Origin of the sequence: Ensifer sp. CCNWLY38 (assembly GCF_037120565.1) — a bacterium.
In the GTDB taxonomy this organism is placed as follows: domain Bacteria; phylum Pseudomonadota; class Alphaproteobacteria; order Rhizobiales; family Rhizobiaceae; genus Ensifer; species Ensifer adhaerens_H.
Genome location: NZ_JBBBBO010000011.1, coordinates 193,778 through 209,333, shown reverse-complemented (window position 1 = coordinate 209,333; position 15,556 = coordinate 193,778). Strand labels below are relative to the sequence as shown.

Here is a 15,556-nt window from a genome sequence, read left to right as displayed (position 1 = left end):
CGTGCGAGTAAACTGTCTGGCCACCGCGTGCCGGCATGACTGATCACATTGCCAGGGAATATGCACCACCGCCCCCGGTCGAAGGCCCGGGGGCGGTGAAGTACGCTATTTTGGATCAAGCGCTCTGGCAAAAGTTCCGCAATGCGACCGAGCCAGACGAATTCATGGAGACGTGGCTGGCCATACTCTGCCGGCAGATCTCTGGCGTCGCTAGCGGCATGGTCATGCTCGGGGAACCGGACACCGGGCCCTACACGCCGATCGCCTTCTGGCCGGAAAGGGCCGCCGACGAGGGATTGACGGCCGCCGCCGAGAGGGCGCTGAGCCAACGCCAGGGCATCTCCACCGGAACGACCGGTACCCGTATGGTGCAACTGATCGCTTCGCCGTTGATCGTCAACGAGCGCTTGTATGGCGCCTGCGCGCTTTCGCTTTCCGTCGAGCCTGCTGCCATCAACGCGGTGATGCGCAAGGTGCAATGGGCCTCCGGCTGGGTCGAGGTCCTGCTCAGGCGCAAGCTCCAAGTCGAAAACGAAGAAATCAGCGAACGCAACAGGCTGGCCTTCGACATGCTTGCCGCGGTGATCGAGGCAAAAGGTTTCGCCGAAGCGGCCACCGCGCTCGTGACGGAACTCGCCATGCGGCTTGCCTGTGACCCCGTCAGCGTCGGTTTCGTCCGCGGACGGCGATGTCGTGTCGCGACGGTCTCGCATGCGGCAGGCTTCGGCAACAAGGTAAACATCATTCGCGACATCGGCGCGGCGATGGACGAGGCTGTCGATCAGCGCGCCATCGTTCTCTACCCGCCGCAGGAGCACTGGGAGTATCGTGTCCTTCGGGCGCACGAAGAGCTGGTCGAGACGCACAAGTGCGGAGGCGTGCTGACGATCCCTCTGCAATCTGGGCATCAGATCGTGGGCGCCCTGACGCTGCAGCGCCCACGCGGCAGTGCCTTCGACGAGACGACCGTCGACCTGTGCGATGCAGTGGCAGCGGTCGTCGGACCGGTACTCGAGGAAAAACGCCGCAACGACAGGAACGTCTTGGTGAAGCTTTGGGAGGCCGCCGGCAACCAGTTGCGGCGCCTGCTGGGCCCAGGCTATTTCGGCCGCAAGCTCGCGACGCTGATTGCCGTCATCCTGGCCGCCTATTTCAGCGTGGCCACGACGGAATACTCCGTCACGTCTTCGGCCGTCGTTCGCGGTACAATTCAGCGAACGGTCGTGGCGCCATTCAACGGCTATGTATCCAGCCAGTCGGCAAGGGCCGGCGAAGTGGTCAAACAGGGGCAGATCCTGGCGCAACTCGACGACCAGGATCTGACACTGGAACGGCTTCGGCTGACGACCACCCGACAGCAGAAGACGACCGAATATGACCGGGCGCTGATGCAGCACGAACGGGCCGAGGCGCTCATCGTCAAGTCGCAGATCGATCAGGCCGATGCCCAGCTTGCTTTGATCGACGAACAGCTCAAGCGCACCCGGCTGCTCGCTCCCTTTGACGGCTATGTCGTCAACGGCGACCTCAGCCAGTCGATCGGCGCTGCGGTCGAGCGCGGGCAGGAGCTCTTTACGGTCGCACCGCTCAAGTCCTATCGCGTCATCCTCGAAGTCGATGAAAGCGACATTGACGATGTCGAGATCGGCCGCCAGGGAGTCCTGCGAGTTTCCGCGCTTCCGCAGGAGCCGCTCACCTATCGGATCGAGCAGATCACCGCGATTTCCACCCAGAAGGAGGGACACAATTTCTTCAAGGTCGAAGCAGCTCTGGATCATCTGAGCGATCGGCTTCGGCCTGGCATGGAGGGCATTGCCAAGACCTCCGTCGACGAACGGCTCCTGATCCGCGTTTACACCGACAAGATGGTGCAATGGGCCTATCTCGCCGCGTGGCGCTGGATGCCGTGAGGGCGCGGACATGGAACGGTCCTACTTCAGCTCATCCTGGTACCGCGTCGCGCAACTGAAGCTGAAGCTGCGCGGCCATGTGCGCATCCATCGCACGGTCTTTCGTGATCAGCTCTGGTACGTGCTGCAGGACCGGACATCCGGGCGTTTCCACCGCTTCACGCCCGAGACCTATCTCATCATCAGCCTGATGGATGGCCACCGGACGATGCAGGCGATCTGGGACATCGCCTGCGACAAGCTCACCGACAAGGTCGTGACCCAAGATGAGGTCATCGAGCTTCTCGGGCAGTTGCACGCGGCGGACGTCCTGTTCGGCAATGTCCCGCCCGACATCAATGAAATCGCCGAGCGCGGCAAGAAGGCGCGCAATCGCAAGCTCTTGATGAGTTTCGGCAATCCCCTCGCCATTCGCTTCGGCCTTCTCGATCCGAACGAGTTTCTGAACGCCACCGCCATTGTCGGCCGGGTGCTGTTCTCATGGTTCGGCGCGCTCGTCTTCATCTGTCTTGTCGCCTATGCCGCCGTTCTTGCCGGCATGAGTTGGAACGCGCTGACCGCCAATGTGACCGACCGCGTTCTGTCAACGTCGAACCTCTTCCTGATGCTGATCGCCTATCCGCTCATCAAGACCCTGCATGAGCTAGGGCACGCCTACGCAGTCAAGCGATGGGGCGGCGACGTCCACGAGGTCGGTGCGATGATGCTGGTCTTCATGCCGGTCCCATATGTCGATGCATCCGACAGCCTGGCTTTTGCCAGCAAGTGGCAACGCGCCCTCGTCGGTGCCGCCGGCATTTTCGTGGAAATGACGCTTGCCGCGGTTGCCCTCATCGTGTGGGTCTATGCGGAGGAGGGGCTCGTGCGGGCCTTCGCCTTCAACGTCATGCTGATCGGCGGCGTGTCAACCGTGCTCTTCAACGGCAACCCGCTTCTGCGCTTCGACGGTTACTACGTCCTGAGCGATCTTCTGGAGATACCCAACCTCGCGAGCCGGGCCAATAAATATCTCGCCTATCTCGTTCAGCGCTACGCCTTCAAGATCGGCTCGGTCAACTCGCCGGCGACGGCGCCTGGGGAGGAGTTCTGGTTCGTTCTCTACGGCGTCTCGGCGTTCTTCTACCGCCTTGTGGTCACTGGCGCGATCATCGCGCTCGTCAGTCAGAAGTTTTTCATCGTCGGTACCTTGCTCGCCATCTGGGCGCTCATTCTGATGTTTGCAGTGCCGCTGGCAAAGGCTTTCTGGTTCCTGCTGACGAGCCCGCTCCTGCGGCGAAGCCGGGGCCGCGCATTCGCAGTGGTCGGCTCCGTCCTCGCCGCAGTCGCGCTGGTAGTCTTCGTGCTGCCCATTCCGCACGCGACTGTCGTGCAGGGGATCGTATGGTTGCCAGGCGATGCGATCGTCCATGTTCAGACCGATGGTACGGTCGATGAAATCGCCGCCGCACCCGCCGCCGAGGTCAAGGCTGGCGATCCACTGATCCGGCAGGAGGATCCGCTGCTGGCGGCGCGCGTCGACCTGCTGCAACTGCGTGTCGCCGAGCTCCAACGGCGTCTTACCAAGCAGGATCTGTCGGATCTTGCCCATGCGAGCATGGTCAAGGAGGAACTGCGGCTTGCTCGTGCCGATCTCGACCTGGCACGGCAAAGGCAGGAGAATTTGATCGTCCGAGCACCATCGAGCGGCACGCTGATCCTGCCCGACGATCGCGACCTGCCCGGCAAGTTCGTGCAACGTGGCAAGGTGATCGCCTACGTTGCGCACTTCGACAAGCCAACCATTCGGGTCATCGTCCCGGAGGAGGACGCCGACCTTGTCCGTTCGCAAACACGGGACGTAAGTCTGCGCTTCGTCGAGGATTTTTCGAAGATCTACAGGGCGGTCGTTGTCCGCGAGGTTCCGGCGCTAACCGACACATTGCCCAATGCGGCGCTCAGCACCGCCGGCGGCGGCGCCATTGCGCTCGACCCCCGCGACACGTCACAGCGGCGGGTGCTTGCCAATCTTTTGCATCTCGACCTGATGCTGACCGAGAGCCCGACCGTGCCTCGAATAGGTGGACGTGTCTTTGTGAGGTTCTCTCACGGGTCCTCCCCCGTCGCCAGTAGAATTTATCGTTCAACGCGGCAGATATTCCTGCGTTTATTTAAAGTTTGACTGGACACGAAGTCTAATAAAGTGTTCGATCAAATTAGCCTGAGTAAAAATCTGGCGATTGTCTTTTAGAATACCTGAGTGGCACTTACAAGATACTAGAGGGAAACCACCATGACAGCGCAACTTCTTTTCTATCAAGACGTGCATCCTGTCTCGGCAGATCGCCATAAGGATGTGTCAATTAAAAGCGGAACTTCATACAAGTTCGCAAAAGAAGTGAACTCGGTTCCGGTGACGGCCATCGAATTTGCTCAGGCTGCCGCCGAATATCCGATCGTCTTTGCCGGCACGGACGACACGGTGACACCTGCGGTGGTTCTCGGCGCCCAGCAGACGCAAAACCTCTTCGTCGGCGACGACGGTGCCTGGCTCGGCAAATATGTGCCGGCGTTCGTGCGCCGTTATCCGTTCGTGTTCTCAACGGACCGCAGCGGCAAGACGTTCATCCTTCACATCGACGAAAGTTTCGACGGCTTTAATCGCGAAGGCCGCGGCGAGCGCCTGTTCGACAGCGAGGGACAGCAAACCCAATACCTGAAGAGCGTGCTTGGCTTCCTGCAGGACTATCAGGCAAGGCACCAGCGAACCCGCCAGTATTGTGAGCGGTTGAAATCACTGGGGCTGCTGCAGCCGATGCAGGCCCAGTTCAACCTCAACAGCGGCGAACGCCGGTCGCTTTCCGGGTTCATGACGGTCAACCGTGAAAAGCTGAAAGCGTTGGCAAGCGAAGACCTGCAGGCCATGTTCACCAATGACGAGCTGGAATGCACGTACCTGCATCTCCACTCGCTCAGGCATTTCTCCAGCATGCTGGAGCGCATGCCCGAAGCCGTGGATACTGCCGGTAAGGGAGACGCTCCGCCCGCCGTACCGAAACAGCCGAAGAGCTACCGGAACGGCCAAGATGCGCCCGTCGAGGAAGCGAGCGCCTAAGGCGGATTGGGCAAGCGACCATGAATATTCTCGTCCCGAGCTGGTCGCCGCCTCCCCTGGTCGTCTACCCCGAACGCCAAGACCGACCCGAGCACTGGCTTGACGGCATCGAGAAGATGGTAACCAGCGTTCCGCAGATGGTTGCCGGTCGTTTGCACCGGCGCCATCTGAGGGAACTTGTCCAGAAGATCAATGCGGCGGGAGCAGCCCTGGGCAACGAAACCGGGCAGGGGCTCGCTGCGCGCATCAGCGAAGTCCGTGCGGCCCTGCGGTGCCATGGCCTCACCGATGCCAATATTTGTCTCGGCTTTGCGATCGTGCGCGAAGTTTCACAGCGTACCATCGGATTGCGCCACCTCGACGTGCAGATACTTGCCGGCCTTGCCATGCTGAAGGGGCGCGTGGCGGAGATGGACACGGGCGAGGGCAAGACGTTGACCGCCGGCCTGCCGGCGTCGATCGCGGCGCTTGCCGGGCTTCCAGTCCACGTCATCACCGTCAATGATTACTTGGCTGCGCGCGATCGGGATATACTTCGCCCCATCTACGATTTTCTTGGGCTGACGACTGGTCTCGTCAACAGTACTGTGCCAAGACCGGATCGGCCGGCCGCCTACGCGTGCGATGTCGTCTATGCCAGCAACAAGGAAATCGCCTTCGACTATCTGCGCGACCGCATCACTTTCGGCGGCCAGCCACGGCCCGTTCACGCGAAGGTGAACCGCATGCTGGACGAGCGCCGTGGCCAAGAGCCACCTTTTGTCATGCGTGGACTGCATTTCGCCATCGTCGACGAAGCCGACAGCGTACTGGTGGACGAGGCGAGAACGCCGCTCATCATTTCCCAGGAAACGGACGCGGACGGCGAACGGCAATGGGTGGAGCAGACCTTCGCGCTGATCGACGGCTTCAAGGAGCCGACCCATTATCTGCTGCTGGTCGACGAGCGCAGGCTCGAATTGACCGAAGCCGGAAAGGCCAAGCTCGCAGAACGTGCCGAGGCGATCGGCGGCATCTGGCGCAATCGCATCCGGCGTGAGGAGGCTGCCAGCCAGGCGCTTGTCGCGCTTCTGCTCTTCAGGAAGGGCGAGCACTATCTCGTCAGCGACGGCAAGGTGCAGATCATCGACGAGTATACCGGCCGCGTGATGCCCGATCGCTCCTGGAGCGACGGCCTGCACCAACTGGTCGAAGGAAAGGAAGGCTGCGTGATCACCAGCCGCAAGCTGACAATGGCGAGGATGACCTATCAGCGGTTTTTCCGCCGCTACCTCCACCTGGCGGGAATGACGGGAACCGCACGCGAAATTACCGAAGAACTCCGGCATGTCTACGGGCTGCAGGTCATGCGCATTCCCCCGAACGCGCCCTCGCGGCGTACGAAACTGCCGACGACGATTTGCCCCACGCTCGACGACAAATGGCTTACGATCGTGCGACGGGTCCAGGAACTGCAAGCCGCCGGCCGCCCGGTCCTGATTGCGACGCGCTCGGTCTCGACCTCCGAGGCAGTGAGTGTCGTACTGCAGGGGCAAGGGATCGAGCATCGGGTGCTCAATGCGGAACAGAGTTCGGAGGAGGCCGAAATCATTGCGCAGGCTGGCGGCGTCGGTCGGGTGACGGTCGCCACCAACATGGCGGGACGCGGCGTCGACATCGCCGTGGTCCCGCAGGCTCTCGCGCTGGGTGGCCTTCACGTTTTGCTCAGCGAACGACATGACGCGGGGCGCATCGACAGGCAGATGGAAGGACGAACCGCCCGCAAGGGAGATCCCGGGAGCACGGAAGCGATCCTGTCTCTGGAAGACCCGCTGCTCGATCTCATTCCCTGGCAGCCGCTGCGTCTGCTCGGTCGATGCGGAAAGCGTGCCCGGCTATTGCTTTTCGATCTGGCCCAGCAGCGGGCGGAACGAACGCATGCCAAGGACCGAAAGAACCTTCTGGCCCAGGATCGACGCCTGGGCACATTGCTGGCCTTTTCGGGCCTGCCGGAGTGACGCTATGACAAAAGACAAGACGGACGAACAACGACCGGAAAGGCGCAGCAGGGCAGGGCGGATGCTGCCTGCTCTCGCCTCGCTTTGTGCTGCGCTGCCTCCTTCGGCGCAAGCTTTCGATTGCGTCATCGATCCCTCCGTCGTCGTCCGCGTCGGCAGCCCCGTCCCGGGCCTTTTGAAGGAGGTGCTGATCGCGCGCGGCGACCATGTGACCGAAAACCAGGTTATTGCCAGACTTCACGCCGATACGGAGCAGGCAACCGTGGCGCTGATGTCCGAGCAGGCCGCGAGCACCTCCGAGATCGAGGCGCAGAAGGCACGCCTCGACCTTGCCCGCAGTCGCATGAAGCGGACCGAAGCGCTTCTCGCACGCAACGTGGCATCCACCGACAAATTGGAAGAGACCTTTGCCGAAATGGAAGTCATCAGGAAGGAACTCGCGACGGCGGAAACCCGCAAACGCAGCGCCGAGCTGGAACTGCGCCGGGCGGAGACGGTCCTTGAGCAAAGGACCATTCGCAGCCCGATCAGTGGCGTCGTTCTCGAACGGTCGCTCTTCGATGGCGAATATCTGGATCAGGACGGCAAGCTGGCGACCATCGCCAAGCTCGACCCACTCTATGTCGAAGCCTTCATGCCGGTCAGCGAGTTCGGGAAATTGCGGGTGGGAATGAATGCGCAGGTGCTGCCCAAGGCCCCGATCAAGGGCAGCTTTACTGGCAAGATCAAGGTGATCGATCAGGTTCTGGATGCCGCAAGCGGCACGTTCGGGCTGCGGATAGAGCTCCCCAATCCGGACAATTACATACCAGCCGGGCATCGCTGCACGGTGAGCTTCGAAGGCGACGCCGCAAATCTCGAATAACGGCGAACATTCGGTCGATTCTTTTGCTCTGCTCGTGCATCAACAGGATTGCGGCCGGTTTGCGGATACATCTGAGAATTTTGATATTCTACTTTATTTACAATCTATTGCCAAAGATTCTTTAGATTTCGAATTACCTCCCATGAGTATCTCGGGTGAATTTCCGCATTCACGGTATTTTCATCAAGGATCAACAGCCCAGTTTCAGTTCTCGCGAAGACTTCGCCGGCTGCTGTCGAGTATCGGGGCAAGAAGGTACGCGAAAAGGCTCTGTTCACCGTCCATAAGCATGACCTCGGCCGGCATGCCGGGAATAAGGTGTACGTCCTTGAGCTTTGCGAGGTCCGCCGGAGCGACCGCCACTTTCGCCAGGAAATAGGTCACGCCCGTTCGCTCATCCGCTATCGCATCCGCAGAGATCGAGCGCAGCTTGCCATGAATGAGCGGCAGGCTCCGCTGCCGATAAGCCGTGAGGATGACGCGGGCGGACATGCCGGGTCTGACGCGCTCGATGTCGATCGGTCGAACCCGGGCGTCAATCACCATTCCACTGTCAATCGGAACGAGGTCGAGCAGCCGCTGTCCTGGCTCTATGACGCCGCTCTCCGTCGTGACGTGGAGATTCATCACCGTGCCGGCAAGCGGAGCGCGAATAACAGTACGCCTGAGTATGTCCTCGCGCGACGGCAGCTGGCTCTTGAGCTCCGCCAGGATGCGCCGCATCTCGGCGAGCTCCGCTCCGATCTTTTCCTGGCGCTCTTCGGTTATGGTAAGCAGCTGAAGCCTGGTTTCTCCAACGGCTTGTGCATTCTCGGCGATCTTGGCGCGGTTGGCTGCCTTCGCGGCCACGATATCGGCGCGATGACGCTTGAGAGCCAGTAGTCGCGGTTTGCGCTCCAGGTTCTGTTCGAGAAGTTTCTGCGAGGCCGATATTTCTTCGTTAACCAATGTGATCTGCTCGGCTTCAGCGGCGATCACCTCCCGCAGGCCAGCGTTCTGCTCCTCGAGTTGGCGAATGCGCGCCTCCAAGATCTGGATGCGTCCCTGATGCGCTGCACGCCGGCTGACGAACAATTGCCGCTGCCCCTCCATCAATCGCTGCAGGCCTGTGGAACTGTTGCTGACAAGAAGGTCGGGGAAGCTGATTTCGGCAGCGTCGGTCCGCTCGGCCTCGAGTCGGGCCTCGGTCGCAAGAACGTGCAGAAGTCGCTCCCGGACTTCCGCCTCGAGGGACCTCGCCCTCGTTTTATCGAGCGTAATCAGCGGATCTCCAGCCCTGACCACATCCCCCTCGCGGACATGGATCGAGCGAATGATCCCACCTTCGAGATGTTGGATAGTCTTGCGGTAGCCGTCGGGGCTGACGACGCCCGGGGCCAGAGCGGCGCTCGCCAGAGGGGCGAGAACCGACCAGCCGCCCAGCACCAGAAGGAACAGCGTTATCGCCAGGAGCGCCAGACGTCGCGGCATCCTGGTGGCAGCCGCGAGCGCGTCTGACGACTTTGCGGCGCTGCGGCGCATGCCAAAGCGCAGCATCCACGCGAGGGCGAAAACAGTGACTGCTGCCGTAGCTAAAACGATGAGTTCAATGGCTGTTTCGCTCAATGCGATGCCCGCAAGCGACAACTGGTTACGGATTGCGGCTATCATCGCGGCATAACCGGCCAGCAGGCTGTCAAGGGCGTGGGAGAGTTGCATTTGGACGTTGCTAACAACAACGCTGAGATCCAGCTTGTCAGACATGCTTCATTCCCCCGCGGAAAGGCGGTTCTCACCACCAAGGACCTGCGATGGCTCCTCGGGACGAAGAGCCTGCAAGGGCATCGCGACCGTCGATCCGGCCGGGCGTACCTGCCGCACCATCTGCGCGCGCGGGCCAAAGCCTGCAACGATGCCGTTGTGAAGTGCCAGGACCTTATCGGCGCACTTCAGCACCGAAGCCCGGTGGGTGACGATCAGAACCGTCGTTCGGAGCTGCTTGAGTGTCGTCAGCACTTCGATCAGAGCTCGGTCTCCAGCCTCGTCCATGTTCGCATTCGGCTCATCCAGGACGACGAAGGCCGGATCGCCATACAGGGCACGCGCAAGACCGAGGCGCTGCCGCTGGCCCAAAGAGATCCGCTGCGAGTGCAGCGTGATCTCGGTTTGGTAGCCATCCGGCAATGAGAGGATCAGTTCATGCACGCCGGCGATCTGCGCCGCCCGGATCAGCGCGCTGCTGTCCACCTCACCGAAACGTGCGATGTTCTGGGCCACCGTGCCCGGCAGGAGTTCGACCTGCTGCGGCAAATAGCCGATATGCGGACCGAGATCCTCCGGATCCCAGTCGAAAACGTCCGCCGCGTCGAGCCGGACGTGCCCCTTGATCGGCTTCCAGGCGCCGACAGCGAGGCGGCAGAGGGTGGATTTGCCAGCGCCGGATGGCCCGACTACGGCACAGTTCTCGCCCGGCTGAATCGCGAAGCTGACGGCATTGAGGACCGGTTCCTGACTGCCGGGAGGGACATAGACCACGTTCTCGAAAGCGAGCCCGCCTTTGGGGCGGGGGAGGACGACGCGGTCGCGCGCATCGCGTGTCGTGCCGGCGAAGAGCTCCTTCAGGTTTGCATGCGCGCTTCGCGCTGCGACGAAGGCACGCCAGGCGCCGGTCGCCCGTTCGATCGGGGCGAGCGCCCGGCCCATGACGATTGAGCCTGCAATCATGGCGCCCGCGGTTATCTCGCCGAGAAGGACGAAATAGGCGCCGACAGCCAGGATGGCAATTTGCAGGATCAGCCGGAGGCTGCGCGAAATCGAAACGATCGTGGTCGTCCGATCGGCCAAGAGCTGCTGTTCGGCCACCACCTCGGCCTGACGGCGGCGCCAGCGCTCGAAGACGGCCTGCGCCATGCCGAGCGGCGCGATCGTCTCGCCGGCATCGACATAGCGCATAGCGTTTTCCTGGTGGGTTTTGGTGAAGGCTGCGACGCGCTTCTGCCGGTCCCGCGTCAAGGCGTCGTTTGCCAAGGCGAGCCCCAGCAGCACGACGGCGCCGGCCGTGGCGACCACGCCCAGTGCCGGGTGCAGAGCCCAGATGAAGGCGAGGAAGATCACGCTCCAGGGCATGTCGAGAAAGGCGAGGACAGCGTCGCCTGCATAAAAGGTCCGCAGATCTGCCACGTCGCGGGTGCCGGCGCGCCCCTCTTTTCCCGAGAGCCGCACTTCCATCGCGCGCCTCAGCATCGGCACGTTGAGTTCGCCGTCGAGCCAGCCGGCGGCGCGGCTGAGAACCACGCGCCTTGCCTGCTCGAGCGCACCGTAGATCACGATGGCAAAGATCGCGATCAGCGTCAGCCACAGGAGCGTGTCCAGAGATCCGCTTGACAGCACCCGGTCATAGACCTGCAGCATGTAAATGCTGGCGACGAGGAGAAGTAGGTTGAGAAGACAGCTTAGTACAATCAGGAGAGGTAGTTCCCGGCGTACCGCGGCCATGACCTCCGCAAGACGGGTGGTGCTGGTATGAGGTAGCATTCAATTACCTTCCGTGACTGAATACTCTGCTGGGAAGGGTGCGAGCCCGCCTCCGGGCGGGCTCGCGACCGTGTCAGACAGTCTCGACAAGATCGATCGTGAACGAGTCCGAACTGCTGTCGCCATCACCGTCGAACAACGTCGCGGTGAAGTCCATGCTCAGCGGTTCCGGTTCGAATGCCTGCTCGACGGAGAACGCGATCACTGGGACCTTGATGGTTCCCTTCCCCATGGTGAGCTGGACCGCGTCGATTTGCTTGGCCCCGCCATCGATCTCGAAGGAAAAGCCGCCCGACGCCACGCCTGAGGTGACCGGGGTCAGCATGCCGGCCGTGACCTTCACCGGCGCCTGGACGGACCCGTCGGTAAAATAGACGGTGAAATACAGATCCTCGGTGGCCGGATTATAGCTGCCGACGGAGTTGTCGATGAACACCGTCACCTTGTCCACTACCGTCTCCGGATTGACGACGAAGCTCTCGTCGCCCGAGGTGATCGTGGTGCCTGCGAACGCTCCAGTCCCGGCGCCCTGATCCGCGCCGTTGAGATTGTTGTTGTTGACGCCGATGCCCGAGGTCGACACGTTCATCTGCGTCCCTGGGGTGATCAGGCCTGGGAGCGGGAGCATCGCCTCGATCTGCGCCTCCGTCAGGTCGGTGGCTCCAACAACAACGAGATCCTCGATGTCGTTAGTGACGGGGGGTGGGGTCCCGTTTTCGAACGGCGCGGTTGGGACGACGCCGAAGAACACGATGTCGTCGGCTCCCGCCTCGCTGCCGCCGAACAACAGAGTCTGCACCGCGTCGGGACCGCCGGCCTTCAGCGAGCCCTGCGAGGTGTCGAAGGTGATGATGGTCGTAGGCGGTGTCGTCACCTCGAGGTCGTAGGTGTTGGCCGCCCGATTGAAGGTCAGCGTGAACTCCACGGTCTCGTCGATCCCGTCGCCGTTGAAGTCGTCGGTGATGGATCCGTCGAAGGCCAGGCCCGACTGCGTGAGCGCGCTGCCGGGTTGGGCACCGTGGGCGTCGATCTCGTAGCCGTCAAAGGTCACGCTCAGCGACGCGAACCCGTCGCTGCCGGGATCGTCGTCGGACCAGGTCCCTTCGGCACCCGCCGCGTATGTCCCGCTGGTGTCATTGACCGTGACGGCTGGCCCGTCATCCTCGAACTTGAGCGTCAACGGGTTGACCGCGGTCGCGCTGTCGGTATCGCCGTCACCGTCGGTGATGTGCTGCACCACGAACAGGTTGGCGGTGGCCGCCATCGTCAGCGCGTCGTCATGCGCTGCTGCGCTGCTGCCGTCGGTCGTGTGCTCGAGCGTCGCGCTGCTGCGGGTGAGGGTCACTTCGCCCGTCGTGCCGTTGATCGACACGGTGAAGGCGAGGGTGCCGCCCACGACACCCTTGTGGCCCTCCCACAGGGTGTCACTGATCTTGAACAGCCGGATCTCGTTGGCCGCGCCGGACTCGCCGGTGAGCCACAGCCCGGTCTGCGCGTTGTCGGTGCCCGACAGCGTGTAGCTGACGCTACCCTGGCCGTCGGCGCCGAAGGCCGGGGCCTCGAACAGGGCGGCGATCGCCGCCGCCGCAATCGTCGCCGTGTTCACGCCGTCGCCAGCCGCCGGCAGCGGCGACTCGTCGACCGTCGCCGTCGGTCCTGCCACGTTCTTCGCCACGGCATTCGGCCCGTCATCCTCGAACTTGAGCGTCAACGGGTTGACCGCAGTGGCGCTGTCGCTATCGCCGTCGCCGTCGGTGATGTGCTGGACCACGAACAGGTTGGCGGTAGCTGCCATCGTCAGTGCGTCGTCATGCGCCGCCGCGGAGCTTCCGTCGGTGGTGTGCTCGAGCGTCGCGCTGCTGCGGGTGAGGGTCACTTCGCCCGTCGTGCCGTTGATCGACACGGTGAAGGCGAGGGTGCCGCCCACGACACCCTTGTGGCCCTCCCACAGGGTGTCACTGATCTTGAACAGCCGGATCTCGTTGGCCGCGCCGGACTCGCCGGTGAGCCACAGCCCGGTCTGCGCGTTGTCGGTGCCCGACAGCGTGTAGCTGACGCTACCCTGGCCGTCGGCGCCGAAGTCCGGGGCCTCGAACAGGGCGGCGATCGTCGCCGCCGCAATCGTCGCCGTGTTCACGCCGTCGCCGTTGGGCGGCAGCGGAGACTCGTCAACCGTCACCGTCGGTCCTGCGACGTTCTTCGCCACGGCGTCCGGTCCGTCATCCTCGAACTTGATCGTCAGCGGGTTGACCGCGGTGGCGCTGTCGGTATCGCCGTCACCGTCGGTGACGTGCTGCACCGCGAACAGGTTGGCGGTGGCCGCCATCGTCAGCGCGTCGTCATGCGCCGCCGCGGAGCTTCCGTCGGTGGTGTGCTCGAGCGTCGCGCTGCTGCGGGTAACTGTCACTTCGCCCGTCGAGCCGTTGATCGACACGGTGAAGGCGAGGGTGCCGCCTGCGCCGGCCTTGCGGCCCTCCCACTGGGTATCGCTGACCTTGACCAGCAGGATCTCGTCGGCCGGCGCGGACTCGCCGGTGAGCCACAGCCCGGTCTTCGCACCGTCGGTGCCCGACAGCGTGTAGCTGACGCTGCCCTCGCCGTCCTCGCCGAAGTCCGGGGTCTCGAACAGAGCGGCGATCGTCGCCGCCGTGATCGTCGCCGTGTTCACGCCGTCGCCGTTGGGCGGCAGCGGCGATTCATCAACCGTCGCCGTCGGTCCTGCGACGTTCTTCGCCACGGCGTCCGGTCCGTCATCCTCGAACCTGACCTTCGAGCCAATCTCCTCGACGTCGCTCGCGACCTGTCTGAGTGAGAAGCCGCCGAGATCGAAGGACACGTTGCTGCCTATCGGCTGGTCATTGCGGACCAGCACGCGGTTGTGGTCGTCAGTGGTTGTGTACTGGATGACATCGTCGTCCTTCACGCCCGTGATCGTGGCCGAGTTACCCGAGAGCGTGACGGTCACGCCCAGGGTGCCCGTGACGTCGACCCCTCCGCGGATAACATGCACCGACTCGATATCGACCCCAGCGTCGCCGGTCACGAGCGGGTCATTGTTGTTGATATAGTTGGTCCCCGTTCCGTCTGCGGTGAGGTAGGCCTGGATTTCCACGGTCGCAGTCGTGTTGGGGTTGCCCGGGTTCATCTGCGAGATGGTGATCTCGCCGCCCCGGACGTCTGGGGTATAGCCGCCGAAATCGATGTTGGCCTCGACGTTTGCCTCGGTTGGGCTGAGAGGTTCCCCTGGGTCATTGCCGGGGTTGGGTCCGGCGATATAGTCCGCGTTGGCCCCCGTCACAAAGGTGATCACCAACGCCTTCTGGGCCTTGATATGTTGACCTTCGGTGCCGAGCGTCGTGGGACCGCCGCCCTGGCTTGAACTGACGGTGTCGCCGTCATTCCCCACTTGCTGGCCGGCCGACTGGTTGGCCGGATCCTCGCCGGTGATAAGGATCGCCTGCGATGTGTTTCCGAACATCATGAAGAGGTTCTGGCCCGAAGGCGCGTTGGCGAAGGAGAAGTCGTTATCCGCGATGGCGGAGACGAACAGCTTGTTCGTCAGGTCGAGGAAGTCGTCGTGAGCGGCAACGGTGCTGCCATCGACGTCATGTGCAATTGTGTAGCCGTCCGCGACCACGGTCCACATCTTTGCGCCGGTGGTGATGCCGGATGTCTTGACTTCCTCGAGATAGATCGCGAACGCGATGGGATCGTCGCCGCTGTCTCCGGCCACGCCGTAGACGATGTTGTTGTTGGTCGGATCGGTGAAGAGGAAGATTTCCGTGATCGTCCCGTCGTCAGCCACCGCGAACAAACCGCTGCTGAAGGTGGACGTCGCACCTGCCTCGTAATCCGGGAAGGCGACTCCATCCTCGGCGGTGAGCGCGAAGTCGCTGGACGCGGTGGCGCCGGTGACGGTGATGATGTTACTGCTGGTGGTGCCGTTGAAGCCGCTCAGCGCCGCCTCATCCACTGTCAGGCTGGTTAGCCGGTCCGAAAATGCCGTCGGTAGGCTACCGCTCGAAATATCATTATCGTCGGCGTCGCCCGCGGGTGACGGTGTGGCGGCCAAGTTTTGCAGACCATCGGTTTCATCGATAACGACAAATGCGCCAGTCGCTGTGATCGTGATAGCCATTGTTTTTCTCCCTCACCGTACCGACCTAATCGGTCGGTGGCG

The 15,556-nt window shown here is 62.5% G+C and carries 8 protein-coding genes; 5 read left to right on the top strand and 3 right to left on the bottom strand.

Going from position 1 to position 15,556, the window contains the following annotated elements:
- Positions 1–164: 164 nt before the first annotated feature.
- From V7S54_RS23470 to V7S54_RS23450, 5 genes are all read left to right on the top strand, one after another.
- Positions 165–1,910 carry an HlyD family efflux transporter periplasmic adaptor subunit gene (locus V7S54_RS23470; protein WP_336408921.1) on the top strand — a complete coding sequence of 582 codons (1,746 nt, stop codon included), beginning with the start codon at positions 165–167 and terminating at the stop codon, positions 1,908–1,910.
- Between the two features lie 10 nt (positions 1,911–1,920).
- Positions 1,921–4,068, top strand: a complete 2,148-nt coding sequence (locus tag V7S54_RS23465) for a site-2 protease family protein (RefSeq protein ID WP_336408920.1) — start codon at positions 1,921–1,923, stop codon at positions 4,066–4,068.
- A gap of 111 nt (positions 4,069–4,179) precedes the next feature.
- On the top strand, positions 4,180–5,001 hold the full coding sequence (locus V7S54_RS23460) for a SapC family protein (protein WP_336408919.1): 822 nt from the start codon (positions 4,180–4,182) through the stop codon (positions 4,999–5,001).
- A gap of 20 nt (positions 5,002–5,021) precedes the next feature.
- Complete coding sequence (locus V7S54_RS23455) at positions 5,022–6,998, top strand: preprotein translocase subunit SecA (RefSeq protein ID WP_336408918.1); 1,977 nt, start codon at positions 5,022–5,024, stop codon at positions 6,996–6,998.
- A 4-nt stretch (positions 6,999–7,002) separates the two neighbouring features.
- Positions 7,003–7,863 carry an efflux RND transporter periplasmic adaptor subunit gene (locus V7S54_RS23450; protein WP_336408917.1) on the top strand — a complete coding sequence of 287 codons (861 nt, stop codon included), beginning with the start codon at positions 7,003–7,005 and terminating at the stop codon, positions 7,861–7,863.
- Positions 7,864–8,067: 204 nt separating this feature from the next.
- Here V7S54_RS23450 and V7S54_RS23445 read toward each other — a convergent pair whose 3' ends face one another.
- From V7S54_RS23445 to V7S54_RS23435, 3 genes are all read right to left on the bottom strand, one after another.
- Positions 8,068–9,606, bottom strand: coding sequence for an HlyD family type I secretion periplasmic adaptor subunit (locus V7S54_RS23445; RefSeq protein ID WP_336408916.1), 1,539 nt, complete (start codon positions 9,604–9,606; stop codon positions 8,068–8,070).
- A gap of 3 nt (positions 9,607–9,609) precedes the next feature.
- Positions 9,610–11,376, bottom strand: coding sequence for a type I secretion system permease/ATPase (locus V7S54_RS23440; protein ID WP_336408915.1), 1,767 nt, complete (start codon positions 11,374–11,376; stop codon positions 9,610–9,612).
- 73 nt (positions 11,377–11,449) lie between these two features.
- Positions 11,450–15,514 (bottom strand): DUF5801 repeats-in-toxin domain-containing protein, encoded by a 4,065-nt coding sequence (locus V7S54_RS23435; protein WP_336408914.1) that lies wholly within the window; start codon positions 15,512–15,514, stop codon positions 11,450–11,452.
- Positions 15,515–15,556: the final 42 nt, after the last annotated feature.